Source organism: Enterobacter sp. PGRG2, from assembly GCF_030291195.1.
In the GTDB taxonomy this organism is placed as follows: Bacteria; Pseudomonadota; Gammaproteobacteria; order Enterobacterales; family Enterobacteriaceae; genus Enterobacter_D.
The window spans coordinates 2,973,645-2,994,881 of sequence record NZ_CP127837.1; the positions used below are offsets into that span (position 1 = coordinate 2,973,645).

At 56.1% G+C, this 21,237-nt stretch carries 20 protein-coding genes; 9 read left to right on the forward strand and 11 right to left on the reverse strand.

What is annotated here, in order from left to right; all coding sequences use genetic code 11:
• Both QRD42_RS13195 and yncL read right to left on the reverse strand, forming a co-directional pair.
• The coding region (locus QRD42_RS13195) for an SOS response-associated peptidase (protein WP_321987312.1) at positions 1 to 665 on the reverse strand (665 nt) is incomplete at its 3' end.
• A gap of 118 nt (positions 666 to 783) precedes the next feature.
• Positions 784 to 1,065, reverse strand: coding sequence for a stress response membrane protein YncL (gene yncL / locus QRD42_RS19610; protein WP_072568206.1), 282 nt, complete (start codon positions 1,063 to 1,065; stop codon positions 784 to 786).
• A gap of 37 nt (positions 1,066 to 1,102) precedes the next feature.
• On the opposite strand from yncL, the gene QRD42_RS13200 reads away from it, so the two are divergent.
• Entirely contained in the window at positions 1,103 to 1,720 is a 618-nt protein-coding gene (locus QRD42_RS13200) for a LysE family translocator (RefSeq protein WP_321987313.1), read from the forward strand.
• 35 nt (positions 1,721 to 1,755) lie between these two features.
• Here QRD42_RS13200 and QRD42_RS13205 read toward each other — a convergent pair whose 3' ends face one another.
• Positions 1,756 to 3,339 carry a methyl-accepting chemotaxis protein gene (locus tag QRD42_RS13205; protein ID WP_321987314.1) on the reverse strand — a complete coding sequence of 528 codons (1,584 nt, stop codon included), beginning with the start codon at positions 3,337 to 3,339 and terminating at the stop codon, positions 1,756 to 1,758.
• A gap of 201 nt (positions 3,340 to 3,540) precedes the next feature.
• Complete coding sequence (locus QRD42_RS13210) at positions 3,541 to 5,346, reverse strand: sensor domain-containing phosphodiesterase (protein WP_321987315.1); 1,806 nt, start codon at positions 5,344 to 5,346, stop codon at positions 3,541 to 3,543.
• 381 nt (positions 5,347 to 5,727) lie between these two features.
• Here QRD42_RS13210 and QRD42_RS13215 point away from each other — a divergent pair, with 381 nt between their 5' ends.
• The gene (locus QRD42_RS13215) at positions 5,728 to 6,033 is read left to right on the forward strand and encodes a hypothetical protein (RefSeq protein WP_318374013.1); all 306 of its coding nucleotides are present in this window, start codon (positions 5,728 to 5,730) and stop codon (positions 6,031 to 6,033) included.
• Between the two features lie 103 nt (positions 6,034 to 6,136).
• The gene (locus QRD42_RS13220; protein WP_321987316.1) at positions 6,137 to 6,844 is read left to right on the forward strand and encodes a CTP synthase; all 708 of its coding nucleotides are present in this window, start codon (positions 6,137 to 6,139) and stop codon (positions 6,842 to 6,844) included.
• A 20-nt stretch (positions 6,845 to 6,864) separates the two neighbouring features.
• On the opposite strand, the gene QRD42_RS13225 is transcribed toward QRD42_RS13220, so the two are convergent.
• Positions 6,865 to 8,052, reverse strand: coding sequence for a CynX/NimT family MFS transporter (locus tag QRD42_RS13225; RefSeq protein WP_321987317.1), 1,188 nt, complete (start codon positions 8,050 to 8,052; stop codon positions 6,865 to 6,867).
• Positions 8,053 to 8,339: 287 nt separating this feature from the next.
• On the opposite strand from QRD42_RS13225, the gene QRD42_RS13230 reads away from it, so the two are divergent.
• From QRD42_RS13230 to QRD42_RS13245, 4 genes are read left to right on the forward strand one after another with little or no spacing between them, the layout of a single operon-like run.
• Positions 8,340 to 9,164, forward strand: a complete 825-nt coding sequence (locus QRD42_RS13230) for an ABC transporter substrate-binding protein (protein ID WP_321987318.1) — start codon at positions 8,340 to 8,342, stop codon at positions 9,162 to 9,164.
• A 2-nt stretch (positions 9,165 to 9,166) separates the two neighbouring features.
• Entirely contained in the window at positions 9,167 to 9,988 is an 822-nt protein-coding gene (locus QRD42_RS13235) for an amino acid ABC transporter ATP-binding protein (RefSeq protein WP_318376817.1), read from the forward strand.
• Positions 9,988 to 10,731, forward strand: a complete 744-nt coding sequence (locus tag QRD42_RS13240; RefSeq protein WP_318364652.1) for an amino acid ABC transporter permease — start codon at positions 9,988 to 9,990, stop codon at positions 10,729 to 10,731. The genes QRD42_RS13235 and QRD42_RS13240 overlap by 1 nt, the downstream gene beginning before the upstream one ends.
• Positions 10,728 to 11,420, forward strand: coding sequence for an amino acid ABC transporter permease (locus QRD42_RS13245; protein WP_318364653.1), 693 nt, complete (start codon positions 10,728 to 10,730; stop codon positions 11,418 to 11,420). The genes QRD42_RS13240 and QRD42_RS13245 overlap by 4 nt, the downstream gene beginning before the upstream one ends.
• Here the strand turns inward: QRD42_RS13245 and QRD42_RS13250 are convergent.
• From QRD42_RS13250 to QRD42_RS13260, 3 genes are all read right to left on the reverse strand, one after another.
• Positions 11,403 to 11,849, reverse strand: coding sequence for a DUF441 domain-containing protein (locus tag QRD42_RS13250; RefSeq protein WP_072568217.1), 447 nt, complete (start codon positions 11,847 to 11,849; stop codon positions 11,403 to 11,405). The two genes, QRD42_RS13245 and QRD42_RS13250, sit on opposite strands and share 18 nt — an antisense overlap.
• 85 nt (positions 11,850 to 11,934) lie before the next feature.
• Positions 11,935 to 13,977: a TIM-barrel domain-containing protein gene (locus QRD42_RS13255; protein ID WP_321987319.1), complete on the reverse strand. Its 2,043-nt coding sequence runs from the start codon at positions 13,975 to 13,977 to the stop codon at positions 11,935 to 11,937.
• Positions 13,978 to 13,992: 15 nt separating this feature from the next.
• The gene (locus tag QRD42_RS13260; RefSeq protein ID WP_072568219.1) at positions 13,993 to 15,327 is read right to left on the reverse strand and encodes a glycoside-pentoside-hexuronide (GPH):cation symporter; all 1,335 of its coding nucleotides are present in this window, start codon (positions 15,325 to 15,327) and stop codon (positions 13,993 to 13,995) included.
• A gap of 314 nt (positions 15,328 to 15,641) precedes the next feature.
• Between QRD42_RS13260 and yoaI the strand changes: the two genes are divergently transcribed.
• Positions 15,642 to 15,746, forward strand: coding sequence for a small membrane protein YoaI (gene yoaI / locus QRD42_RS13265; protein WP_099458762.1), 105 nt, complete (start codon positions 15,642 to 15,644; stop codon positions 15,744 to 15,746).
• Between the two features lie 63 nt (positions 15,747 to 15,809).
• Here the strand turns inward: yoaI and QRD42_RS13270 are convergent, their stop codons facing one another.
• From QRD42_RS13270 to yeaG, 3 genes are all read right to left on the reverse strand, one after another.
• Positions 15,810 to 16,484 (reverse strand): class I SAM-dependent methyltransferase, encoded by a 675-nt coding sequence (locus QRD42_RS13270; protein WP_321987320.1) that lies wholly within the window; start codon positions 16,482 to 16,484, stop codon positions 15,810 to 15,812.
• Positions 16,485 to 16,656: 172 nt separating this feature from the next.
• Positions 16,657 to 17,940, reverse strand: coding sequence for a YeaH/YhbH family protein (locus QRD42_RS13275; protein WP_072568221.1), 1,284 nt, complete (start codon positions 17,938 to 17,940; stop codon positions 16,657 to 16,659).
• Positions 17,941 to 18,049: 109 nt separating this feature from the next.
• Positions 18,050 to 19,984, reverse strand: coding sequence for a protein kinase YeaG (gene yeaG, locus QRD42_RS13280; protein WP_321987321.1), 1,935 nt, complete (start codon positions 19,982 to 19,984; stop codon positions 18,050 to 18,052).
• A 434-nt stretch (positions 19,985 to 20,418) separates the two neighbouring features.
• Between yeaG and QRD42_RS13285 the strand changes: the two genes are divergently transcribed.
• Positions 20,419 to 21,165: a MipA/OmpV family protein gene (locus QRD42_RS13285; RefSeq protein ID WP_072568223.1), complete on the forward strand. Its 747-nt coding sequence runs from the start codon at positions 20,419 to 20,421 to the stop codon at positions 21,163 to 21,165.
• The last annotated feature ends 72 nt before the right edge of the window (positions 21,166 to 21,237 follow it).

Here is a 21,237-nt window from a genome sequence, read left to right on the forward strand (position 1 = left end):
ACAGGCTCAATTAACTCCGCCCCCTGGTTTCTGATATTGCCCACCGCACGGGTGACCGGATGCCAGATAAATTCCTCGGCCGGTATCGCACCATCAGCGGCAATATCACTGGCTTCGCTACCACTAATATCCTGGCGCATCCACTCCCTGGCTGCGTCTGGCGTTAACACCAGCGGTCGACGATCATGAATATCCACCAGCCCTTTATCCGCCGCTGCGGTGACAATCAAAAAGCCTTCCGCTTCATCGCCGCGCTCAAAGGGCGTGCTGCCGATGGCGGCCATAAAGATTGGCTGACCATTAGCACGATGAATAAAATAAGGCTGTTTTTTATCGCCTTCTTTTTTCCATTCAAACCAGCCGTCCGCAAAGCAGATCGCCCGGCCATGCAGCCAGAGCGGTTTAAACATTCTGCTGGTGGCGGCGGTTTCGACACGGGCATTAATAAGCGGCGCTTTGCTCCACCAGCCGGGCGCGTACGACCACAGCACAGGATCGAGATAGAGCTTTTCGTCGCGCTCGCTCATCAGTAAAACCTTTGTTCCCGGCGCGACGTTATAACGACCTATAGGTTGTGGATCGAAGGCAATGTCGCGCTCCGTTTCCTCCACCAGAAAGGCGAGGTACTCTTCCCGGCTCTGTGCCTGGGCAAATCTTCCGCACATAAACATCTCCGGTGATAACAATATGCCCGGCGGCGCTGGCTTGCCGGGGCTGATTAAATACAAAACAAACACCCCGGCTCAGGGCCGGGGCGTTTATTTTTAAATATCAGTGTGCGCCTCAGAACCAGTGGTATTTTGACGAGAGCGTCATAACCAGTGCGGCAGCGGCAAGCAAATTAAGAAGAACGGCAGTTCTGCTGGAAATATTCATCTTCGCATCCTTCACGTGACAACGTGGATGTTGGTAATACAGTAAGGCCAAAACAACTTCCCTGAGTGTAGTGAGGACTGACGATTTTGCCTCGTCAAATAGTCTTATTTTTTGTCGGAAAAGAATTTTCGGACAAGTTTGATGACTATCAATCTTCAGAGGCGTCAGATTCGTCTTATCTGTTATCATCACCGGCGCCTGAAATTACATAAAACGGAGAACAGACGTGACCATTTTTGACACCCTGCTGGCGTACAGTCTTGCCGCCACTTTACTGACGCTGACCCCCGGTCTGGATACGGCGCTAATTCTGCGCACGGCCTCCGTCGAGGGAAAAAGAGCGGCGTTTAACGCGGCTATGGGTATTAACGTAGGTTGTTTTATCTGGGGAGCGATGGTGGCCTTTGGCCTCGGCGCCCTGATTGCGGTGTCGGAACTGGCGTACAACATCCTTAAGTATTGCGGCGCAGCCTATCTCTGCTGGCTGGGGATCTCTATGTTGCTGCGTCCGGGTAGCGGTTTACCCGTCAGCGAAAGTGGCAAAACCACGCAAAACTGGTTTGTGAAAGGGATGCTGGGGAATGTGCTGAATCCGAAGATGGGTGTGTTTTACGTCTCGTTCCTGCCGCAGTTTATTCCCCACGGACAGCCGCTGATTGCCTGGACCTTCGGGCTGGTGGCGATCCATGTAATGATCGGTATGAGCTGGTCAACAACGCTGATCCTGGCAACGCGTCCGCTGGCGAGCTTCCTGAAGCGCGAAAAGGTTTCCCGCTGGATGGATCGCAGCACAGGCACGCTGTTTATTCTGTTTGCCACTAAGCTGGCGCTGAGCAAACGCTAAGCAAAAACGGGCGCGCGATGCGCCCGTTCCTGCCATTATGCTGCGCTATCACGCAGCTTGAACACCTGCACCATCTCCAGCAGCCTGTGCGCCTGATCCTGCATGGCGTGCGCCGCGGCAGAAGACTCCTGCGACAGCGTGGCGTTCTGCTGCGTGGCGGTGTCCATATGCGTCATCGCGATATGTACCTGGTCGATCCCCACGCTCTGCTCATTGCTGGCAATTGAAATGGTGTCCACCAGTTGGCTAACGCGCTCGACGCTGCGCACGATCTCCTGCATTGCGCTACCGGCGTTATTCACCAGTTTATTGCCGTCGCTGATCCGGTTTACCGAGCGTTCGATCAGCTCACCGATCTCTCTGGCGGCAGTAGCAGAGCGCTGCGCCAGGGCGCGCACTTCGCTCGCCACCACCGCAAAACCCCGCCCCTGATTGCCAGCCCGCGCCGCTTCCACTGCCGCATTGAGCGCCAGAATGTTCGTCTGGAAGGCGATGCTGTCAATCACGCCGATAATGCTGCTGATCTCGCTGGCGAGCAGATTAATATCGCGCATGGTATCCACCACTTTCTCCACCACGTTACCGCCCTGGCCTGCGGTGACGCAGGCTTCGCGGGTCAGGGTGCTGGCGATGCGCGAGTTCTCGGTGTTGTTTTTCACCACCGAAGTCAGCTGTTCCATCGACGCCACGGTCTGCTCCAGCGCGCTGGCCTGCGCTTCATTGCGGGCCGACAGCTCCAGGCTACCGGTGGCGATCTGCTTCGAGGCGCTGGCGATAGTCTCGGTGCCATTGCGTACGCCGTTGACGATACCGGTCAGGTTATCGTTCATCTCCCGCAGGGCGCGCATCAGAAGGGCGGTTTCATCGCGTCCGCTGACGGCGATAGTGGTTTGCAAATCGCCGGCGGCCACGCGGCGCGCCACGGATACGGCCTGCGCCAGCGGACGGGTAATGCTGCGTACCAGCCACCAGGTGATCATCAGACCGGCTATCAGCGTCAGGGCCATCGCCAGCAACAACAGATATTTCGTTTGCTGATACAGCGCCATGTTGCGATCGTGCGTCTGCTGGCGGATGCGATCTGCCTGTTTGAGCGTGGCGGCTACCGTCTCGTCGATCATGCGCGTTGGTTCCCGATCAATGCCGGACACCAGCTTATCCACCCGCTGCGCACTGGAAGGATCCTGAATATCGTACTGGGTCAGCGCAGCGAGATAATGCGCCTCAAGCTCGCTATGCAGCTGGCGGGTTCGTTCCACCAGCCCGGTATCCAGCCCGATTTGCGGCAGCAGGGTAGCCAGTTCCGTCAGCAGCGCCTGGGTTTTCTGGCTCTGGGCAACAAATGCATTTTTATATTTATTGAAGCTGTCCTGTCCCTGGCCGCCGCGCAGCAGCGTATTTTTCCACTCCTGAACCTGAATTTTAAACTGTACCTGTGCATTTCGCGCCGTATCGATACTTTGCGTCACACGTTTTTCCGTCGCCATAATGTGCTGATTCTGCGTCAGCCCGTCGGCGTTAATCACTAATCCTCTGCTGCCGATAAACAGCGTCGCCAGCAGCAGTACCGCAGCCAGTAAACCGAGCCGCTGCCCGATAGTAAGGTGGTTAAGTTTCATTGTATCTGTAGTTCCTGAGGTCAAGGGTGCCATCGGGATGACGAGCACACAGGTATCGACCCGGCGGCGACGGGCTTTAATGGCGGGAGTGCGGTAAAAAGCAGCAAAGTGGCGTTAATTGATTGATGTGCAATAGCTATATAATTTTATGACATATTTATGACAGGCGGCAAAATAGCCAAAAGCCGCCTGTTTAACCCGTTACAGGGAGTTGCGCAGCGACGCCACGTCAAGAGGACTGGCTTCGGTGAGCCATGCGGGGATTGCCTCTGGCGGCACCGGGCGCGAGAAAAAGTAGCCCTGCGCTTCGTCGCAGCCATAGGACTGCAACAGCATGGCGGTCTCTTTATCTTCCACACCCTCAGCCAGCACCAGATAATTCAGATCCTTGAGCATCATAATCACGTGACGGGCGATAATGCGGCTGCCGGGATCGGTGGTCAGCTGGCTAATCAGCGAACGGTCGAGCTTGATAATATCAATGGGAATACGGCGTAAATAACTGATATTACTGTAGCCTGCGCCAAAGTCGTCGAGCAGGATCTTAAAGCCCTTCATTTTCAGCCGATCCAGTTCACAGAGCGCCTGCTCGCTCTCCAGCACTTTTTCTGTTTCCAGGCATTCAATGCGAATATCCTGCGCCACGAGGCCTGCCTCAAGGATCTGCTGCTCCAGCGTATCGGCAAAACCGGGGCAGGAAAAATCGCTGACCGTTACGTTGATGGATACCGGAAGCAGAATGCCCGCCTCCCGCCAGCGACTGAGCTGGGCGATCACGGTGCGGATCACCCAATGGGTAATATCGTTCATCAGCGTGGTTTTCTCCGCCAGCGCCACAATGGTGGCAGGGGAAATATTGCCCAGCACAGGATGCTGCCAGCGCAGCAGCGCCTCGCATCCTTCGGTGAAACCGGTGTGCAGGGATATTTTCGGCTGATAAACCAGATAAAACTGATCCGGCGCTTTGATGGCCTCGCTCAAATCGTAAAGCAATTTAAAATCGCTGTTGCGCTTCTCATCGAACGCGCGGTCAAAGGGCAGGACAGGAATATGCTGGCGAATCGCTTCATGCAGTGCGCTGATCGCCTGGCGCAATATCTCTTTCGGATCCTCAATGCCGGGCCGGAAATTCACGTAGCCGGTGAAGATTTTCAGGCGAATGTCGATGTCGCCGCGAATTTTCGCCTCAATGTCCGGCAGGTTTTCCGCTTTTTTGATCAATGTTTTTGCGTATTCGCTGTCTATTAACAGCGCAAAGCGTCCCGGCGCGAAAGCATATAACGGCGTGGTGGCCGGTAATTTTAAACGCAGGCGTAACAGTGGCCCGAAGCCGCGCAGCATTTTCTCCACCGCGCTCAGCCCAAGATAGCGTGAAAGCTCGTAGGCCTGTGGCATATCAATGCAGTCAAACAGGATCAGCGTAGAGGGACGATGGGCGGTTTCCAGCCCAATACGCTCCATCTCTTTCAGTAAAAACTGCCGGTTGGGCAGGCCGGTTAACGCATCCACACGCCCTAAAGAGTACCAGGCTTCCAGATAGGTGCAGGCCAGCGAAGCGATGCGCAGGAAATTTTCCGTTTGCTGCGCATCAGGTTCAAGCGGCGTCGGATGGCTGACGCACAGCGTGCCCAGCACAAAACCCTCTTTGGTCTGTAATGGCGCGGCGGCATAAAAAATAACGTGACCGTTCAGCGAAAGTTCATGATCGCGAAAGCGTTCGTCAAGACGCGTATCGTTACAGATGATGGCATTGCAACTTTTCACTGAATGCTGGCACATGGAATCAACAATCGGCATTTTCAGCGGAATAGCCGGATTGTTTTTCACAAATTTAATGTACTGATGCTGATCATCAAAAATAGTAACAAAACAGCCATCAACGCCCATGATTTCACTGGCGAGACAGGCAAATTCGCCCAGCGCAGCATCACGGGCGCTGTCCTGTTCCTTAAGTAACGCCAGGGCCGCCAGTCGTTTGGTTTCATTTTTATTCAGGCCGGTGAACATAAGGCGCTCCTGCTCAGAACGGTGCTGAGTCTGGGGAAGAATTTTTACAGGAAAGAGTTATTTTTAGCGTACGGCTGGGATCACCACCAGCCGAACTGGGATCCGGCAACGGCGGCAATAGCAATAATCAGCATAATAATGGTGGTTTTTCTCACGTGATTCTCCCGAAAGGCGCTGCTGGCCGGACAATAAACAGAATGGCAATCAGTATTTTCTTATACGATAACGGATTACTGCGGCGCGTTAAATGAGACTTTCATTATCAGCGTGAAAAACCCGGCCCGGTGGCATCCTAAGGGGAGGGTGACAGAACGGCCTTCGCCAGGGTAAACTTCGTTTTAGGATTTATCTTAAACATCTTTAACGAAGCACGAGAGCAGCATGTACTTGTTAAAACCGGGCAGCCAGGCCTTAATCATTGGCGCGCAGACCCCCGTCGGTCGTCGTAATATTGGTAAATCGGTAGAGCTGTTTGGCCTCTGCCAGCCGGGTGAGCGTTTTCTCAACCCCGTGAACGGGGTGATGACGCAGATGCCAGATAACGCGCCGCGCGCGCTGTGGCTGGTGATCGGCGATGTCTTTACCTTTGATGGCCAGCATGGTTTCGCCTTTGTCCGCGCCGAACACCTGATGCCGCTGCTGCCGGATGCCATGCCTCAGGAAGCCGACGCCCGGGTTATGTATTAAGCACATAGCACCTCTCACTTTTAAGGTGTTGTGATAGCGATAAAAGATCATTATTCTGATGTTCCTTATGTTACCCATAAATTGCACAACATAGGGAACCCCCATGGACCACCTGCCTGTCAAAGAAACGCTGCGTATCGCTCTCGTCGGTGATTACAATCAGGACGTTATCGCCCACCGGGCTATTCCACTGGCGATTGATGATGCCGCCGCCGTACAAAACATCACTGCTGATTATGACTGGCTGGCCACGACCGACATCACCAGCGCCGAGGACTTGGTTGGCTACGATGCCATCTGGGTGGTGCCTGCCAGCCCCTATAAAAATCCTGAAGGCGCATTTATCGCCATTCGCTACGCCCGCGAAAACAGCATCCCGTTCCTCGGCACCTGCGGCGGTTTTCAGCATGCGATGATCGAGTACGCGCGTAATGTGCTGGGCTGGGAAGATGCCGCGCACGCGGAAACCGACACCGAGGGCCGGATGGTGATATCCGCCTTACAGTGTTCGCTGGTGGAGGAAACCGGAGTGATTGAACTGCGTCCGCACACGCTGATCGGCAAAGCCTATGGCCGCGACAGTATTGAGGAAGGCTATCATTGCCGCTTCGGGATCTCACCCGAATTTGCCGATGCCCTCAGCAGCAGCGATTTTCGCGTCACCGGCTGGGACGAAGAGGGCGAGATCCGCGCGGTAGAGCTGACCAGCCATCCGTTCTTCGTTGCCACCCTGTTCCAGCATGAACGCGGCGCGCTGGCCGGACGCCCGGTGCCGCTGGTGCACGCCATGCTGCGCGCGGCCAGCAACTAACTTTCCTGATAGTCGCGGGGTCAGCCAGCGTTGATCTCGCGATCCTGTCCGGCAAAAGCGCCGAATACCGCCATCGCCACCGCTAGCAGCGCACAGGCGAGCAGCGGAATATGCCAGTCGCCGCTGGCATCATGAATTTTCCCCATCAGCGGCGGCCCGCAGGCGGCCAGCAGATAACCTACCGATTGCGCCATACCGGATAAAGCCGCAGCCTGATGCGCCGAGCTGGCGCGCAGACCGATAAACGTCAGGCCGAGGATCATGGTTGCGCCGGATCCGAAACCAAAGATCACCGTCCACAGCACCGCTTGCGCCGGGAACAGCCACAGCCCGACGGCGCTGAAGGCGCACAGCAGCGAGACGATAGCGGCGATGCCGCGTTGATCGCGCAGACGATGCAGCACCAGCGGGATCAGAATACCCGGCGCGGCGGTCGCCAGTTGCAACAGACCATGCAGGGATCCCGCCTGCGCCTCGCTGTAGCCGTGGCTGATCAAAATCGCGGGCAGCCAGCCAATAATCACATAATAAATCAGCGAGTTAATGCCGAGGAACAACGTGACCTGCCAGGCAAGGCGCGAGCGCCAGATACCGCGATCGTGCAGGCCGGGCGTGCTGCTGAGTGTGGCTGGCGCGGTGGCGCGCAACTGCGGCAACCACAGAGCAAGGGCGAGCAGCGGAAACGCCATCAGCGCCAGCAGTGCGCCGCGCCAGCCGAAACCATGCAGTGCAATGGGTACCACCAGCGCCGAGCCGAGCGCCGCCGCCGCGCCCATGGTCAGGGAATAGGCGCCGGTCATTTTCGCCACCTGACCGGCGAAATCACGTTTGATGATCCCCGGCAGCAGCACGTTACCCAGCGCAATGCCGCAGCCGATCACCGCCGTGCCGGTAAACAGCAGCGCCGCTGAGGGCAGGGAGCGCACGGCGATACCGGCGCAAATCAATACCATCGCCACCAGCAGACTGCGCTCCATGCCCAGACGGCGCGCGATGCCCGCCGCCAGCGGGGACACCAGCGCAAAGGCCAGCAGCGGCAGCGTCGTGAGCATGCCGGTCTGCGCGGTGGTGAGGCCGTAGTCGTCACGAATAGCCCCCAGCAACGGGGCCGCGCCGGTGAAAGTGACGCGTAACGTGGTGGCAATCAACAGGATCCCGGTAAACAGCAGCAATCCCTGCCTTGTGCGAAGTGAAATAGCGGTAGTCATTATATTCTCTGTTTTCTGGCTTATTGAGCCGCGTCAGTCTAATCCCAGAACGTCCACCCGCCAAATCTGGCAGCGCATCATGCCGATGATTTTCTGCTTGTCAGACCATTCTTAAGGTGTGGTTATTCCGGGTTTATGCTGCCGGAAAGGAAATTATAAGAGGATCCTTTCGTGCAGGCGTTTTTCATAACTTTTTTCGATATGTAATGCACTTTTTGATATTTGTCTGTGCGGGGAGAGCTGTGTGAATTTAGCAGCAATTTCAATAACAACGGATCACCATTAGCATGGCAATTTTCGCACAGACCAAAAAAACCGTCGCGCTGACCACGCTGGCGCTGCTGACCACGTTCTCCTTTGCGGCGCATGCCGATAAACTGGCCGACATCAAAGCCGCGGGCGTTGTAAAAGTCGCCACTTTTGATGCTAACCCGCCGTTTGGCGCTATCGATGCAAAAACCCACGACATCGTGGGCTACGATGTGGATTTCGCCAAAGCGCTTGCTAAAAGCCTCGGCGTGAAGCTGGAACTGGTGGCCACCAACCCCGCCAACCGTATTCCGCTGTTGCAGTCCGGGAAAGTCGATCTGATTGTCGCTGACATCACCATCACGCCGGAGCGCGCGCAGGTGATCGATTTCTCCACGCCCTATTTTGTGACCGGACAGCAATTCCTCGTCCCCGCTGACGGCAAAGATTCGCTGGATGCCTACAGCAAAGCCCGTATCGGCGCGGTCAAGGGAACCACCGGCGAGCAGGCGCTGCACCAGCGTTTCCCGCAATCCCGCGTGCTGGCCTATGACGATATCCCGCTGGCGCTGACCGCACTGCGTAACGGCAATGTGCAGGCGATCACCCAGGACAGCACCATTCTTGCCGGTCTGCTGGCGGAAGCGCCGGACAAAGCGAAGTTTAAAATCCTGCCGGATCTGCTGTCGAAAGAAGAAATCGGCGTTGGCGTCAGCAAGGGCGAAACCGCGCTGCTGAAGGCGGTGAATGACGAGCTGGTGAAGCTTGAGCAGAACGGTGAGGCCGCGAAAATCTACGACGCCTGGTTTGGCCCGCAAACCAAAACCCCGCAGCCGCGCAGCTTTAAAATAGAAGCGAAGTAATTATGTTTGCAGGTTTATTTTCCACCTCCGTGGCGTCGGCTACGGAGGCGTTTGCCGTGCAAAAAGGCACGGTCGAATTCCGTCAGGTGAGCAAGCGTTACGGCGATCATCAGGTGCTTAAGAATATTGATTTGCAGGTGCGCGCCGGGGAAGTGCTTGCCGTCTGCGGGCCATCCGGTTCGGGAAAATCAACGCTCATTCGCCTGATCAACCAGCTGGAAACCCTGACAAGCGGCGAGATCCTTATCGACGGCAACCCCACCAGCGGGCTGAAAGGCCGCGCCCTGCGGCAGATCCGCCGCCAGGTGGGATTCGTGTTCCAGCAATTCAATCTTTACGCCCATCTCAGCGCGCTGGATAACATCACCCTGGCGCTGACCCGCGTGCATGGTAAATCGGCAGTGGATGCGCAGCAGATCGCCCTCAGCCTGCTGGAGCGCGTCGGTCTGCTGGATAAAGCCCATCATTTCCCGGCGCAGCTCTCCGGCGGGCAGCAACAGCGGGTGGCGATCGCCCGCACGCTGGCGGCCAGCCCGCACATTATTTTGTTTGATGAGCCCACCTCGGCGCTGGATCCGGAGATGATCGGCGAAGTATTACAGGTAATGAAATCGCTGGCGCACAGCGGCATCACGCTGATCGTCGTCACCCATGAAATGCAGTTTGCCCGCGAAATCGCCGACCGGGTGATCTTTATTGATGACGGTGAAATCCTTGAGCAGGCGGCCCCGGCGCAGTTTTTCACCGCGCCGCAGCATCCCCGCGCGCAGCGGTTTCTGCAAAAGGTGCTCAACCCGTTACATGCTGAAAACAGGGACGGCTGATGAACTTTCATCCTGACTGGGCCGGCGTGCTGACCGGCCAGCCGGCGCAGTGGATCCTCTCCGGTTTTCTGACCACGGTGTGGGTAACGCTGGCGGGTATGCTGCTCGCGACCTTATTGACCGTGCTGTTGCTGGCGTTGCGTCTGACCGGCGGGCGCGTGGGGCGGGGCGTGGTGGCGGTGTGGGTGTCACTGTTCCGCAATACGCCGCTGCTGGTGCAACTGCTGTTCTGGTATTTCGCTGCCTGGAATCTGCTGCCGCAGGCGTTTCGTCAGTATGTGAATGACGAGCACGTCTTCTCGGTGCTGCCGGGGGACGTCTGGTGGTTTACGCCGGAGTTTCTCAGCTCAGCCTGGGCGCTGGGGCTGTTTACCGCCGCCTTTCTGGTGGAGGAGATCCAGTCCGGGCTGCATGCCGTGCCGCGCGGCCAGGTGGAAGCGGCCACCGCCCAGGGTTTTAGTCCGCTGGCGCTGTTCCGCTGGATCCTGCTGCCGCAGGGGCTGAAAAATGCCTGGCAGCCGGTGGTCGGCCAGTATCTCAATCTGATGAAACTCTCCTCGCTGGCGACCGGTATTGGCTTTGCGGAACTGACCTATCAGACGCGGCAGATCGAAAGCTACAACGCCCATGCGCTGGAGGCGTTCGCCATCGGCAGCGCGCTCTATTTGCTGCTTGGCCTGGTGATGAGTCTGCTGCTTAATGCACCTGTCTGGTGGCGGGCGCGTAAGGAGAAAACACAATGATCGCCAGTATTACGGTCATTACCGACAATCTCGATTATCTGCTGCTCGGACGTACCGCGCAGGGCGAGCCGGGCGGCGTGCTGCTGTCGGTGCTGATGACGCTGGGGGCGGCGGCGCTGGCCTTTCCCGGCGGCATACTGCTTGCCTGTTGCGCCTGGCGTTTTAAAGGCTGGCCGCGCAGGGCGCTCTTTGTCTGGGCTGAGCTGATCCGCGGCATTCCGCTGATCTTCGTCATTTTCTGGCTGTGGTTTTTACTGCCCGCGTTGACCGGTGCTGATCTGCCGGGGGCGGTGACCGTCACGCTGGCGCTGGCATGGTTCACCTCGGCCTCGGTGATGTATTCGACCCTCGCCGCCCTGGGCGCGCTGCCGAAAGGGCAATATGAGGCGGCTGTCGCCGGGGGATTCAGCAGTCTGCAACTGTTGCGCTGGGTACTGCTGCCGCAGGCACTGCGCAATGCGCTGCCGTCTTATGTCGGCCTGCTCATCGCCCTGCTGAAAGATACCTCGCTGGCGTTTATCGTCAATGTACCGGAACTGACCACCGTCGCAGGCCAGGTAAACAGCCGCGTACAGGTCTATCCGGCGGCGCTCTTTATCTTTACCGGCCTGGTTTATTACCTGATGTGCAGCCTGCTGGAGCAGTCGGTGAAACGCTGGCAGCGGCGACGATTACTGCCGTCCAATTAACAGCGACACCAGGCCTGCGGCGATCAGCGGGCCGACGGGCACCCCACGGAACAGCGCCACGCCGAGCACCGTACCGACCAGTAATCCGGCCACCAGCGACGGCTGCGAGCTCATCAGCGTGACGCCACGCCCGCCAAGCCAGGAGACAAAAACGCCAACCGCAATAGCGATCAGGGATTTCCAGTTGGCGAAGGAGTGCAACAGGGTGGAAGGCGGCAGGCTGCCGCTGGCAATGGGGGCCATCACGCCGATGGTCAGGATGATGATGCCGATGGTCAGCCCCTGTTTTTCGATCCACGGAAAAAAGGCGTTGAGCGGCGTCACCCGCACGATAATCAGCACCAGAATGGAGATCGCCACGGTGGTGTTGTGGCTGGCAAACCCCAGCGCGGCGAGGGCGAGTAAGATAAACAGCGTGGTATCGAACATGGCGGCATCCTGACCAGAAAAGTTAGCCTGCTTACTTTACGCGCATCCGCGTGAAGAAACAGGCGTTTTTTGGTTCAGATGATTTTCAACCTTGTACCAGCAAATCCACCAGCGGGCTGTTTTCCCGTACGAATACCGGAATGGTTTCAAGGGCCGCATCCACGGTGATCTGCTGCTGCCCCTGATAACGCTCGCCGTTAAGCGCCACCCAGCCGTGGACGCCCGGCAACCAGACATCACGCTGGCGCTGACCGGCATGCATCACCGGCGCCACCAGCAGATCCTCGCCAAACAGATACTGATCTTCCACCTGCCAGCTTTGCGGTTCATCAGGATAATGCCAGAACAGCGGGCGCATCAGCGGATCGCCATGCTGGTGGGCGTTGTCAAACAGCGCATCGACATACGGACGCAGCGTTTCACGCACCGACAGCCAGTGCTGCATAATGGTGAAATTCTCCTCGCCGTAGCTCCACAGCTCGTTCGGCGAGCCGCTGTTACACTGCGGGATGCCGTTGCGGTAGCTTTCCGGCGGCTGGATCTGCGGCTCGCGATAGCCGTGCATACGCAGTACCGGACAGAAGACTGCCCACTGGAACCAGCGGATCAGCAGTTCATGGAACGCCGGATCGTTCACGTTGCCGCCCTGGAAACCGCCGATGTCGGTGGTCCACCAGGGAATACCCGCCAGCCCCATATTCAGCCCGGCGGCCAGCTGATTGCGGAAGGCGTGGAAGGACGAGTGTACATCACCGGACCAGGCCAGCACGCCAAAACGCTGGCTGCCCGCCCAGGAACAGCGCACCAGATTTACAATCTCCGTTTCGCCGTTAGCTACCAGCCCATCATAAAAGCCCTGCGCAAAATCGCGCGGATACTGGTTGCCGAATTCCAGCACCGGCCCGGCGTGGTAGCGGTAGTTATCGAAGTCATAGGCGCGGTATTCCGGCTCGGCTTCGTCCAGCCAGAACAGCTTGATCCCCAGATCGTAGTAATTTTTCTTCACCGTCTCCCAGACAAATTCCCGCGCCTGTGGGTGGGTGGCATCAAAGAAGGTGGTGTTGCCCATAAAATCGAGATTCACCTGTACACCGCGATCGCTGGTCACCAGCCAGCCTTTGGCTTTCATCACCGGGAACAGGGGGCTGCGCGCTTCCACCGTCGGCCAGACCGACACCATCAGTTCGATGCCCAGCGATTTCAGTTCCGCGGCCATCGCCGCCGGATCGGGCCAGTCCACAGGATCGAAGCACCAGGTACCCTGATTTGGCCAGTGGAAAAAGTCGATAACCATCACCGACAGCGGCAGATGGCGACGACGATATTCACGGGCTACCTCCAGCACTTCCTGCTGGGTGCGGTAGCGCAGTTTGCACTGCCACAGGCCGCTGGTGAACGCCGGGGCGGGCGGCGGGGTGCCGGTGGCTTTCGCGTACTGGCGGGTCAGTTGTACGGTGTTGTCGGCGGCGGTGATCCAGTAATCCATCTCCTGCGTGACCCGCGCCTGCCATTCGGTGTGGTTTTTCGCAAAGCTCGCCTCGCCGATGGCCGGATTATTCCACAGCAGGCCGTAGCCGAGGCTCGACTGCATGAACGGCACGCTGGCCTGGGAGTTACGCTGAGCCAGCTCCAGCACGCAGCCTTTCAGATCCAGCCACGGCTGTTGGTACTGGCCCATGCCGTAGATTTTTTCGTCATTGCGCGATTCAAAGCGCACGGTGAGCTGATATTTGCCGCCGGGCAGCGGTTTGAATTCCCGACCGTCCAGCTTCAGGGCGCTGACGTATTTATCCTGGCTTTTCTCGCTGGCGCCAATGCCGACGGTGGAGCGCTGCCGCCACATCTCTTCCAGCAGCAGCTCGCCGCGCTGGTTGTAAAAGGCCAGCTGACCCTTCAGGTTCAGCACCGCGATGATATTACCGTTGCGCAGCGTCAGGGTTTCCGCGCTGGCGGTGATCTCACTTTCACCAGCGTCGTTTCGTGGCAGCAGGGCATGCAGATTATCGGTGAACGCCGGGGCGCAGGTGGCGCGCACGCGCAGGCTGTGTTCACCCCAGGGTTCCACGCGCAGGATTTGTCGTTCAAAGCGCCATTCGATGCTGTCAGGATGTTGGATCAGTTCGCTCATAAATAATGCGTCCTTTTATGCAGCCGTTTGCTTAGCTAAATGGATGGATTTCATGGTGTTGTCGTCGAGCTTGTACCAGCGCAGCATGGCGAAGGCGCACAGGGAGAGAACGCCCGGCACCACGGTAAAGAGCGCGACGATGCAGTACATGGCGGTGCTGTTCTGCGTCGGGGCATTGGCGACATAACCGCTGAAGCCCAGCGTCCAGCCAACGATAGCGCCGCTGATCGCCATGCCAAGTTTCAGTACCGCGAGGAAGGTGGAGAAGATCACGCCATCCATGCGTTTGCCCTGCAACCATTCGCCGTAGTCAGCGACGTCCGCCATCATCACCCACATCAGGGTGGTGGTGGCCTGGTAGAGGGTGGAGACGATAAAGGTCAGCGGTACCAGCACCAGTACGGATTTAGGTGCGAAGAACAGCGCGATACTCAGCACGCCCGCCAGCACCGCGCAGTAACCAAACATCTGCACTTTGCTGAAATTACGCGTCAGCCGTTTCGCCAGCGCGCTGCCCGCCGCTTTGCCGAGAATATGCGCCCCCAGCATCCACATAAAATAGCTGGCGCTGCCAAGATAATAAGTGACGAAATACATCATCGCGCCAAGACGTACCACCCCAAATCCAATATTGGTCAGCACCAGCACGGCGACAATGCGCCACTGATCGTTTTTTAATAAATCGCGTAATTCCGCGAGATAATTATTATGCGTGGCGGGCGCATTGATACGTTCACGGGTATTGGTAAAACAGATCCAGAACATGATCACCGCCGCCGCGGCCATAATCGCCATCGCCGCACGGTAGCCGAGTAATTTGTCATCGCCACCAATATATTCTGCCAGCGGCATCATAAAGAAGGTCGACATCGCGCCGCCGAGGGTGGCTAAAAAGAAACGGTAAGACTGGAGTGAAATACGCTCTTCGTTATTAGGGGTGATCACCGCGCCCATCGAACAGTAGGGAATATTAATGGCGGTGTACATCAGCATCATGAAGGTATAGGTCACGGAGGCAAAGATCATTTTCCCCGTCAGGGTGAGGGATTCCGGCACCGCGTAGGTCAGCAGACAGCTCGCGCCAAAGGGCAGGGCCAGCCACAGCATCCACGGGCGGAACTTGCCCCAGCGCGTACGGGTGCGGTCCGCAAGATAACCCATCGCCGGATCGATAATCGCATCGGCGGTACGCGCCAGCAAAAACATCGTGCCGACAAAGGCCGCCGGTAAGCCAACCACATCGGTGTAATAAAAGGTGAGAAATATAATGACATTATCCAGCCCGACATGGCTGGCCATATCGCCCAGACCATAACTTATTTTTTCTTTACGGGTGATCTTTTCCTGCATCTTATTCACCTGTCTCTGTAAGGGTATTTTATCGATAGTTCAGAGACTATTGTTGATGCATGTCGTCAGGCTTAACAATTGCGAGATTTACTAATGGGGTTATGGAAACGCATTTTCGTGATACCGGTAACAATAATGGCGGTAATTTCCATATTTTAAGTGCTTTTAGTCCATATCCTAAAAGCAGGAAATAACGCAGCGCAGGAATCGTTTCAGCGGAATAATATTCATATTAATACAGGAAAAACGTCATAAATTTGTCATGCGCGCTGGCTGATAATGGCGCATCGTCCGTAAAAGCGACAGGTGTGACAATGAACGATCCCATGCTAATGGAAACGCTGATTATCACCTCCACTTTTTTAGCCATTATCATGGTGCTGGTGGCATCAGTGCTGATTCTGGAACGTTCCGGCTGAAGCTGACTGGCGGGAAAAGAAAAAGCCGCCACGGGGGCGGCAAAAAGGTAACGTGTTTCTTATTTATTGTTTCTGTAATAGGTAGCTGTTTTCGTAGCCCGGCACGACGCCAATGACGTCAAAGCCCCGGAAGTAACCGCCGGCACGCAGCAGATCCACCGCAGGACCCACTTCCGGCGAATACTGATGATCGCGATAGTCATCAAACACAATGTAGCCGCCGCTGATCACCGTTGGCGAATAGAGCAGGAAATCCATCAGCACATGGCGTCCCAGGTGACCGCCGTCGATATGCAGCAGCAAGGTTTTCGGGTTGAATGCCAGAACGCGCTCAATGCTGTGCTCTGAATAACCGCGTACCAGATTCACTTCCGGGAACAGGCGCTCGTGATAGAAGCCCAGTTCATTAGCCTGACTCGGCAACTCCATCGGATCGACGCTGATGATTTTGCGTTTACGTTTACACATTTCGTTCATGAAAGCGCTGGATTTACCCTTCCACACGCCAATTTCAATGATGTCGCCTTCGGCTTTAGAATTTTCCAGCAGCCAGCAGAGATAGCCGAGGAATTTCACATGCGTGTGGAAAGAAAGCTCTTTGCGCGGCATCGCCAGTTCCGGCGGCAGCGCGGCCTGCGCTTCAACCATGGCTGCGCCAACCGAATCCCAGACGTCATCAATGACCCGTTGTAATTCAGGATCTTCTAAAAATAATTTCAGGTCTGAAATTTCGAGCATCAGGGCGGTTTCCTTCGTGTAGTGAGTTGGTGGTATTTACCTGACGTTAAATTTGCCACAGAAGGCGCGGGTACAAGGCGGGAAATAGCTGGCATTTTGCGGGGCATTTAGGCGGATAGCGGAAATGAAAAAGCCGGTGGACTGACGTTCACCGGCTTTTTTGCAAAAAACATTAATTATGGGCGTCGCTGGCCTGTTTGTGGAACAGCTCGCGGAACACCGGGTAAATATCATCCTGATCGCGAATATGCTGGATAGCGAAGTTATCGAAGCTGGCCTGTAAATGCTCATATTCACGCCACAGCGTCTGATGGGCGCGGCGGGTGATCTCGATATAACTGTAGTAACGCACCACCGGCAGGATCTTCTTCGCCAGGATCTCATGACACAGCGGTGAGTCATCGGCCCAGTTATCGCCATCTGATGCCTGTGCGGCGTAGATGTTCCACTGCGCCGGATCGTAACGCTCCTTCACCACCTCATCCATCAGCTTCAGGGCGCTGGAAACGATGGTGCCGCCGGTTTCCTGCGAGTAGAAGAATTCATGCTCATCCACTTCTTTGGCCTGGGTGTGATGGCGAATATACACCACTTCCACGTTCTTATACGTTCTGGAAAGGAACAGATAAAGCAGGATATAAAAACGCTTCGCCATGTCTTTGGTGGCCTGATCCATCGAGCCTGACACGTCCATCAGACAGAACATCACCGCCTGGCTGGACGGCTCCGGGCGTTTCTCATAGTTCCTGTACCTTAAATCAAAGGTGTCGATAAAGGGTACACGTTCGATTTTCGCCCGCAGTTCGGCGATCTCCCGGCGCAGCTGTTCCTCTTCCAGTAATTGCGCCGGTTCGCTGTTCGCCACCTGTTCCAGGTTTTCTTCCAGCTCGCGCAGCTGACGGCGCTTGCCCGCGGTCATCGCCGTACGGCGCGCCAGCGAGTTTTGCAGTGAACGCACTACGCTGATATTTGCCGGTACACCGTTCGCGGTATAGCCAGCACGATGGGTTTTGTATTCGTTAAGCTGGCGATGCTGATTCTTTTTCAGGTTCGGCAACGCCAGATCTTCAAACAGCAGATCGAGGTATTCATCTTTGGAGATCTGAAAGACGAATTCGTCCTGGCCTTCACCGTCCTGGCTGGCCTGACCCTGACCGCTGCCGCCGCCACCGCCGCCCCCCTGCGGACGTTCAATGCGGTCGTTCTGCACAAAGTGATCGTTGCCGGGATGAACGCGGTTGCGCAGGCCGCCGCGCCCCTGATGAAACATAGGTTCGTTAATGTCTTCAGACGGGATGGAAACGGACTCGCCGCTGTCCACGTCGGTGACCGAGCGCTTGTTGATGGCCCCGGAAATCGACTGCTTGATTTGCGATTTATAACGGCGCAAGAAGCGCTGGCGGTTCACCGTGCTCTTGTTTTTGCCGTTAAGACGCCGGTCTATAAACCAGGTCATACGCCCTCCGTACTGCCAACTGTTCGCAGGATCTGTAGGTGCCGGGCTGCGCGGACGCAACCCCGGCCTACGGAGTATTATTGTTGGCCCGGCGTGCGCCGGGCGGCTGTCAGGACGATTTACGCACGCGCAGATACCATTCGCACAGCAGACGAACCTGCTTGCGGGTATAGCCTTTTTCCATCATGCGATCGACAAAATCGTCGTGTTTCTTCTGCTCGTCGGTTGAGGTTTTGGCGTTAAAGGAGATCACCGGTAACAGCTCTTCGGTATTGGAGAACATTTTCTTCTCGATTACCGTGCGCAGTTTTTCATAGCTCGTCCAGTTCGGGTTACGGCCGCTGAAATTCGCCCTGGCGCGCAGTACAAAATTGACGATTTCGTTACGGAAGTCTTTCGGGTTGCTGATCCCGGCGGGCTTCTCGATTTTCTCCAGTTCGGCGTTCAACGATTCACGATCGAACAGCTGACCGGTATCCGGATCGCGGTACTCCTGATCCTGGATCCAGAAATCGGCGTAGGTGACATAACGGTCAAAAATGTTCTGTCCGTATTCCGAGTAGGATTCCAGATACGCGGTCTGGATCTCCTTGCCGATAAATTCGGCGTATTTCGGGATCAGATAGCCTTTGAGGAACTCCAGATAACGCTCCGCCTGTTCCTGCGGGAACTGCTCGCGCTCGATCTGCTGCTCCAGCACGTAGAACAGGTGCACCGGGTTAGCCGCCACTTCGGTATGATCGAAGTTAAATACGCGGGACAAAATTTTGAACGCAAATCGGGTCGACAGACCGTTCATGCCTTCGTCCACGCCCGCGTAATCGCGATACTCCTGATAGGATTTCGCCTTCGGATCGGTATCTTTCAGGCTTTCGCCATCATAAACGCGCATTTTGGAATAGATGCTGGAGTTTTCCGGCTCTTTCAGGCGCGAGAGGATCGAGAAGCGTGACAGTGTTTCCAGCGTCCCCGGCGCGCAGGGCGCATGGGCCAGCTCACTGTGATTAAGCAGTTTCTCGTAGATCTTCATCTCTTCCGAGATGCGCAGGCAGTACGGCACCTTGACGATATAGACACGGTCAAGGAAGGCTTCATTATTCTTGTTATTACGGAACGTCACCCATTCGGATTCGTTCGAGTGCGCAAGAATAATGCCGTAAAACGGCAGGGCGGAAATCCCCTCAGTACCGTTATAGTTACCTTCCTGCGTCGCCGTCAGCAGGGGATGCAGCACCTTGATCGGCGCTTTAAACATCTCGACGAATTCCATCACGCCCTGGTTGGCGCGGCACAGCGCGCCGGAATAGCCGTAGGCGTCCGGATCGTTCTGCGCGTGGTTTTCCAGTTTACGAATATCCACTTTCCCGACCAGCGCCGAAATATCCTGGTTGTTTTCATCCCCGGGCTCAGTTTTGGCAATGGCGATCTGCTCAAGAATCGACGGCCAGACTTTCACGACGCGGAATTTGGTGATGTCGCCGCCAAACTCATGCAGCCGCTTCGCTGCCCATGGCGACATAATGGTGCCGAGATAACGCCGCGGTACGTTGTACTCTTTTTCCAGAATTTGCGCGTCTTCCTGCGGATTGAACAGGCACAGCGGGTGATCGTTGACCGGGCTGCGCTCGCCGTTAGCGCTCAGCACGTAAATGGGGACGCGCTGCATTAAGGATTTCAGGCGCTCGGCCAGCGACGATTTACCGCCACCTACCGGGCCGAGCAAATAGAGGATCTGTTTCTTCTCTTCCAGCCCTTGCGCGGCGTGTTTGAGATAAGAAACGATTTGTTCAATGGCTTCTTCCATGCCATAGAACTCTTCAAAGGCGGGGTAGCGTCCAATTACCCTGTTCGAAAAAAGACGGGAAAGCCGTGGCTCCAGAGCAGTATCCACCATCACTGGCTCACCAATGGCCATCAACAGGCGTTCTGCCGCATTGGCATAAGCACTGCGATCCTGCCGACATATGGAAAGAAACTCCTGCAGTGTGAACTCTTCGTCCTTGGCAGCTTCATAGCGCTGGCGATAGTGATCGAATATATTCATGGCATGCCGTCCTTTCGTTTTTTAGCACAGGTTAAGAGCCGTTCATATGAATTGTGGAGGCTCCCGGAAGAGGTAGGTTGAACGTTGCTGATGAGTACCAACAACCCGCGCGCCAGGTGACAGGACGCCCGGCGCTCGCGTGCTCGCGATACACCTTCTTAAAATTAAGCGTAGATGGCATTTGCAAAACTTGCATGCCACCGCAAACCAATTTCAATGACATATCAATAACTCATCTGATGTTTTTCTGTTTCGTGATATAGGCCGCGCCAGCGCTTCATCGCAGCGTCATATCATTGCAAACGCGCTGTCATTATCAGACCGCAAGATGATGTGTTGAGTTTTGTAATATTCGGGTAAAAAAATTTGGGAAGCACGGCGCGGACAGTTACACTTCACTGGCCCCATTATTTGACGATAGGAAAGAAAGGATTGTGACCAAATTCAAAGTTCTGGCGCTGGGCGTTCTGACCGCCATCACAGCCACTTCAGCTCTGGCTGACAATAATTTCTCGGTAGGTGCCGGTGTTGGTGTCCTTGAAACGCCGTATAAGGACTACGATCGCGATGTGGTTCCGGTACCGGTTATCACCTATGAAGGGGATGACTTCTGGTTCCGCGGTCTGGGCGGCGGCTATTACCTGTGGAACGATGAGAGCGACAAACTCTCCATCACCGCCTATTACTCTCCGTTTGAATTCAAACCTAAAGACAGCGACAACTGGCAGCTGCGTCGCCTTGATAAACGTAAAGCGACGCTGATGGCTGGCTTGTCCTACGTGCACAACACCCAGTACGGCTTCCTGCGCACCAGTCTGGCGGGCGATACTCTGGATAACAGCAACGGTATCTCCTGGGATCTGGCCTGGCTTTATCGCTATACCAACGGCGGCCTGACGTTAACGCCGGGTATCGGTCTTGAGTGGAGCAGCGAAAACATGAACGAATACTACTACGGCGTTTCCGGTAAGGAATCCCGCCGCAGTGGTCTCGATCGCTACGATCCGGACAGCGACTGGAGCCCGTATCTGGAGCTGAGCGCGAGCTATAAACTGACTGATGCCTGGAGCGTTTACGGCGTTGGCCGCTACACGCATCTGTCCAGCGAAGTCAAAGACAGCCCGATGGTGGATAAATCCTGGGCGGGCGCACTGTCCGCAGGGGTTACCTACAGCTTCTGATTGTGCAATGACATTGTGCATTCAGTGAATAACAGGGCGCTTTTGCGCCCTGTTTGCATTGGGGTGGAACAA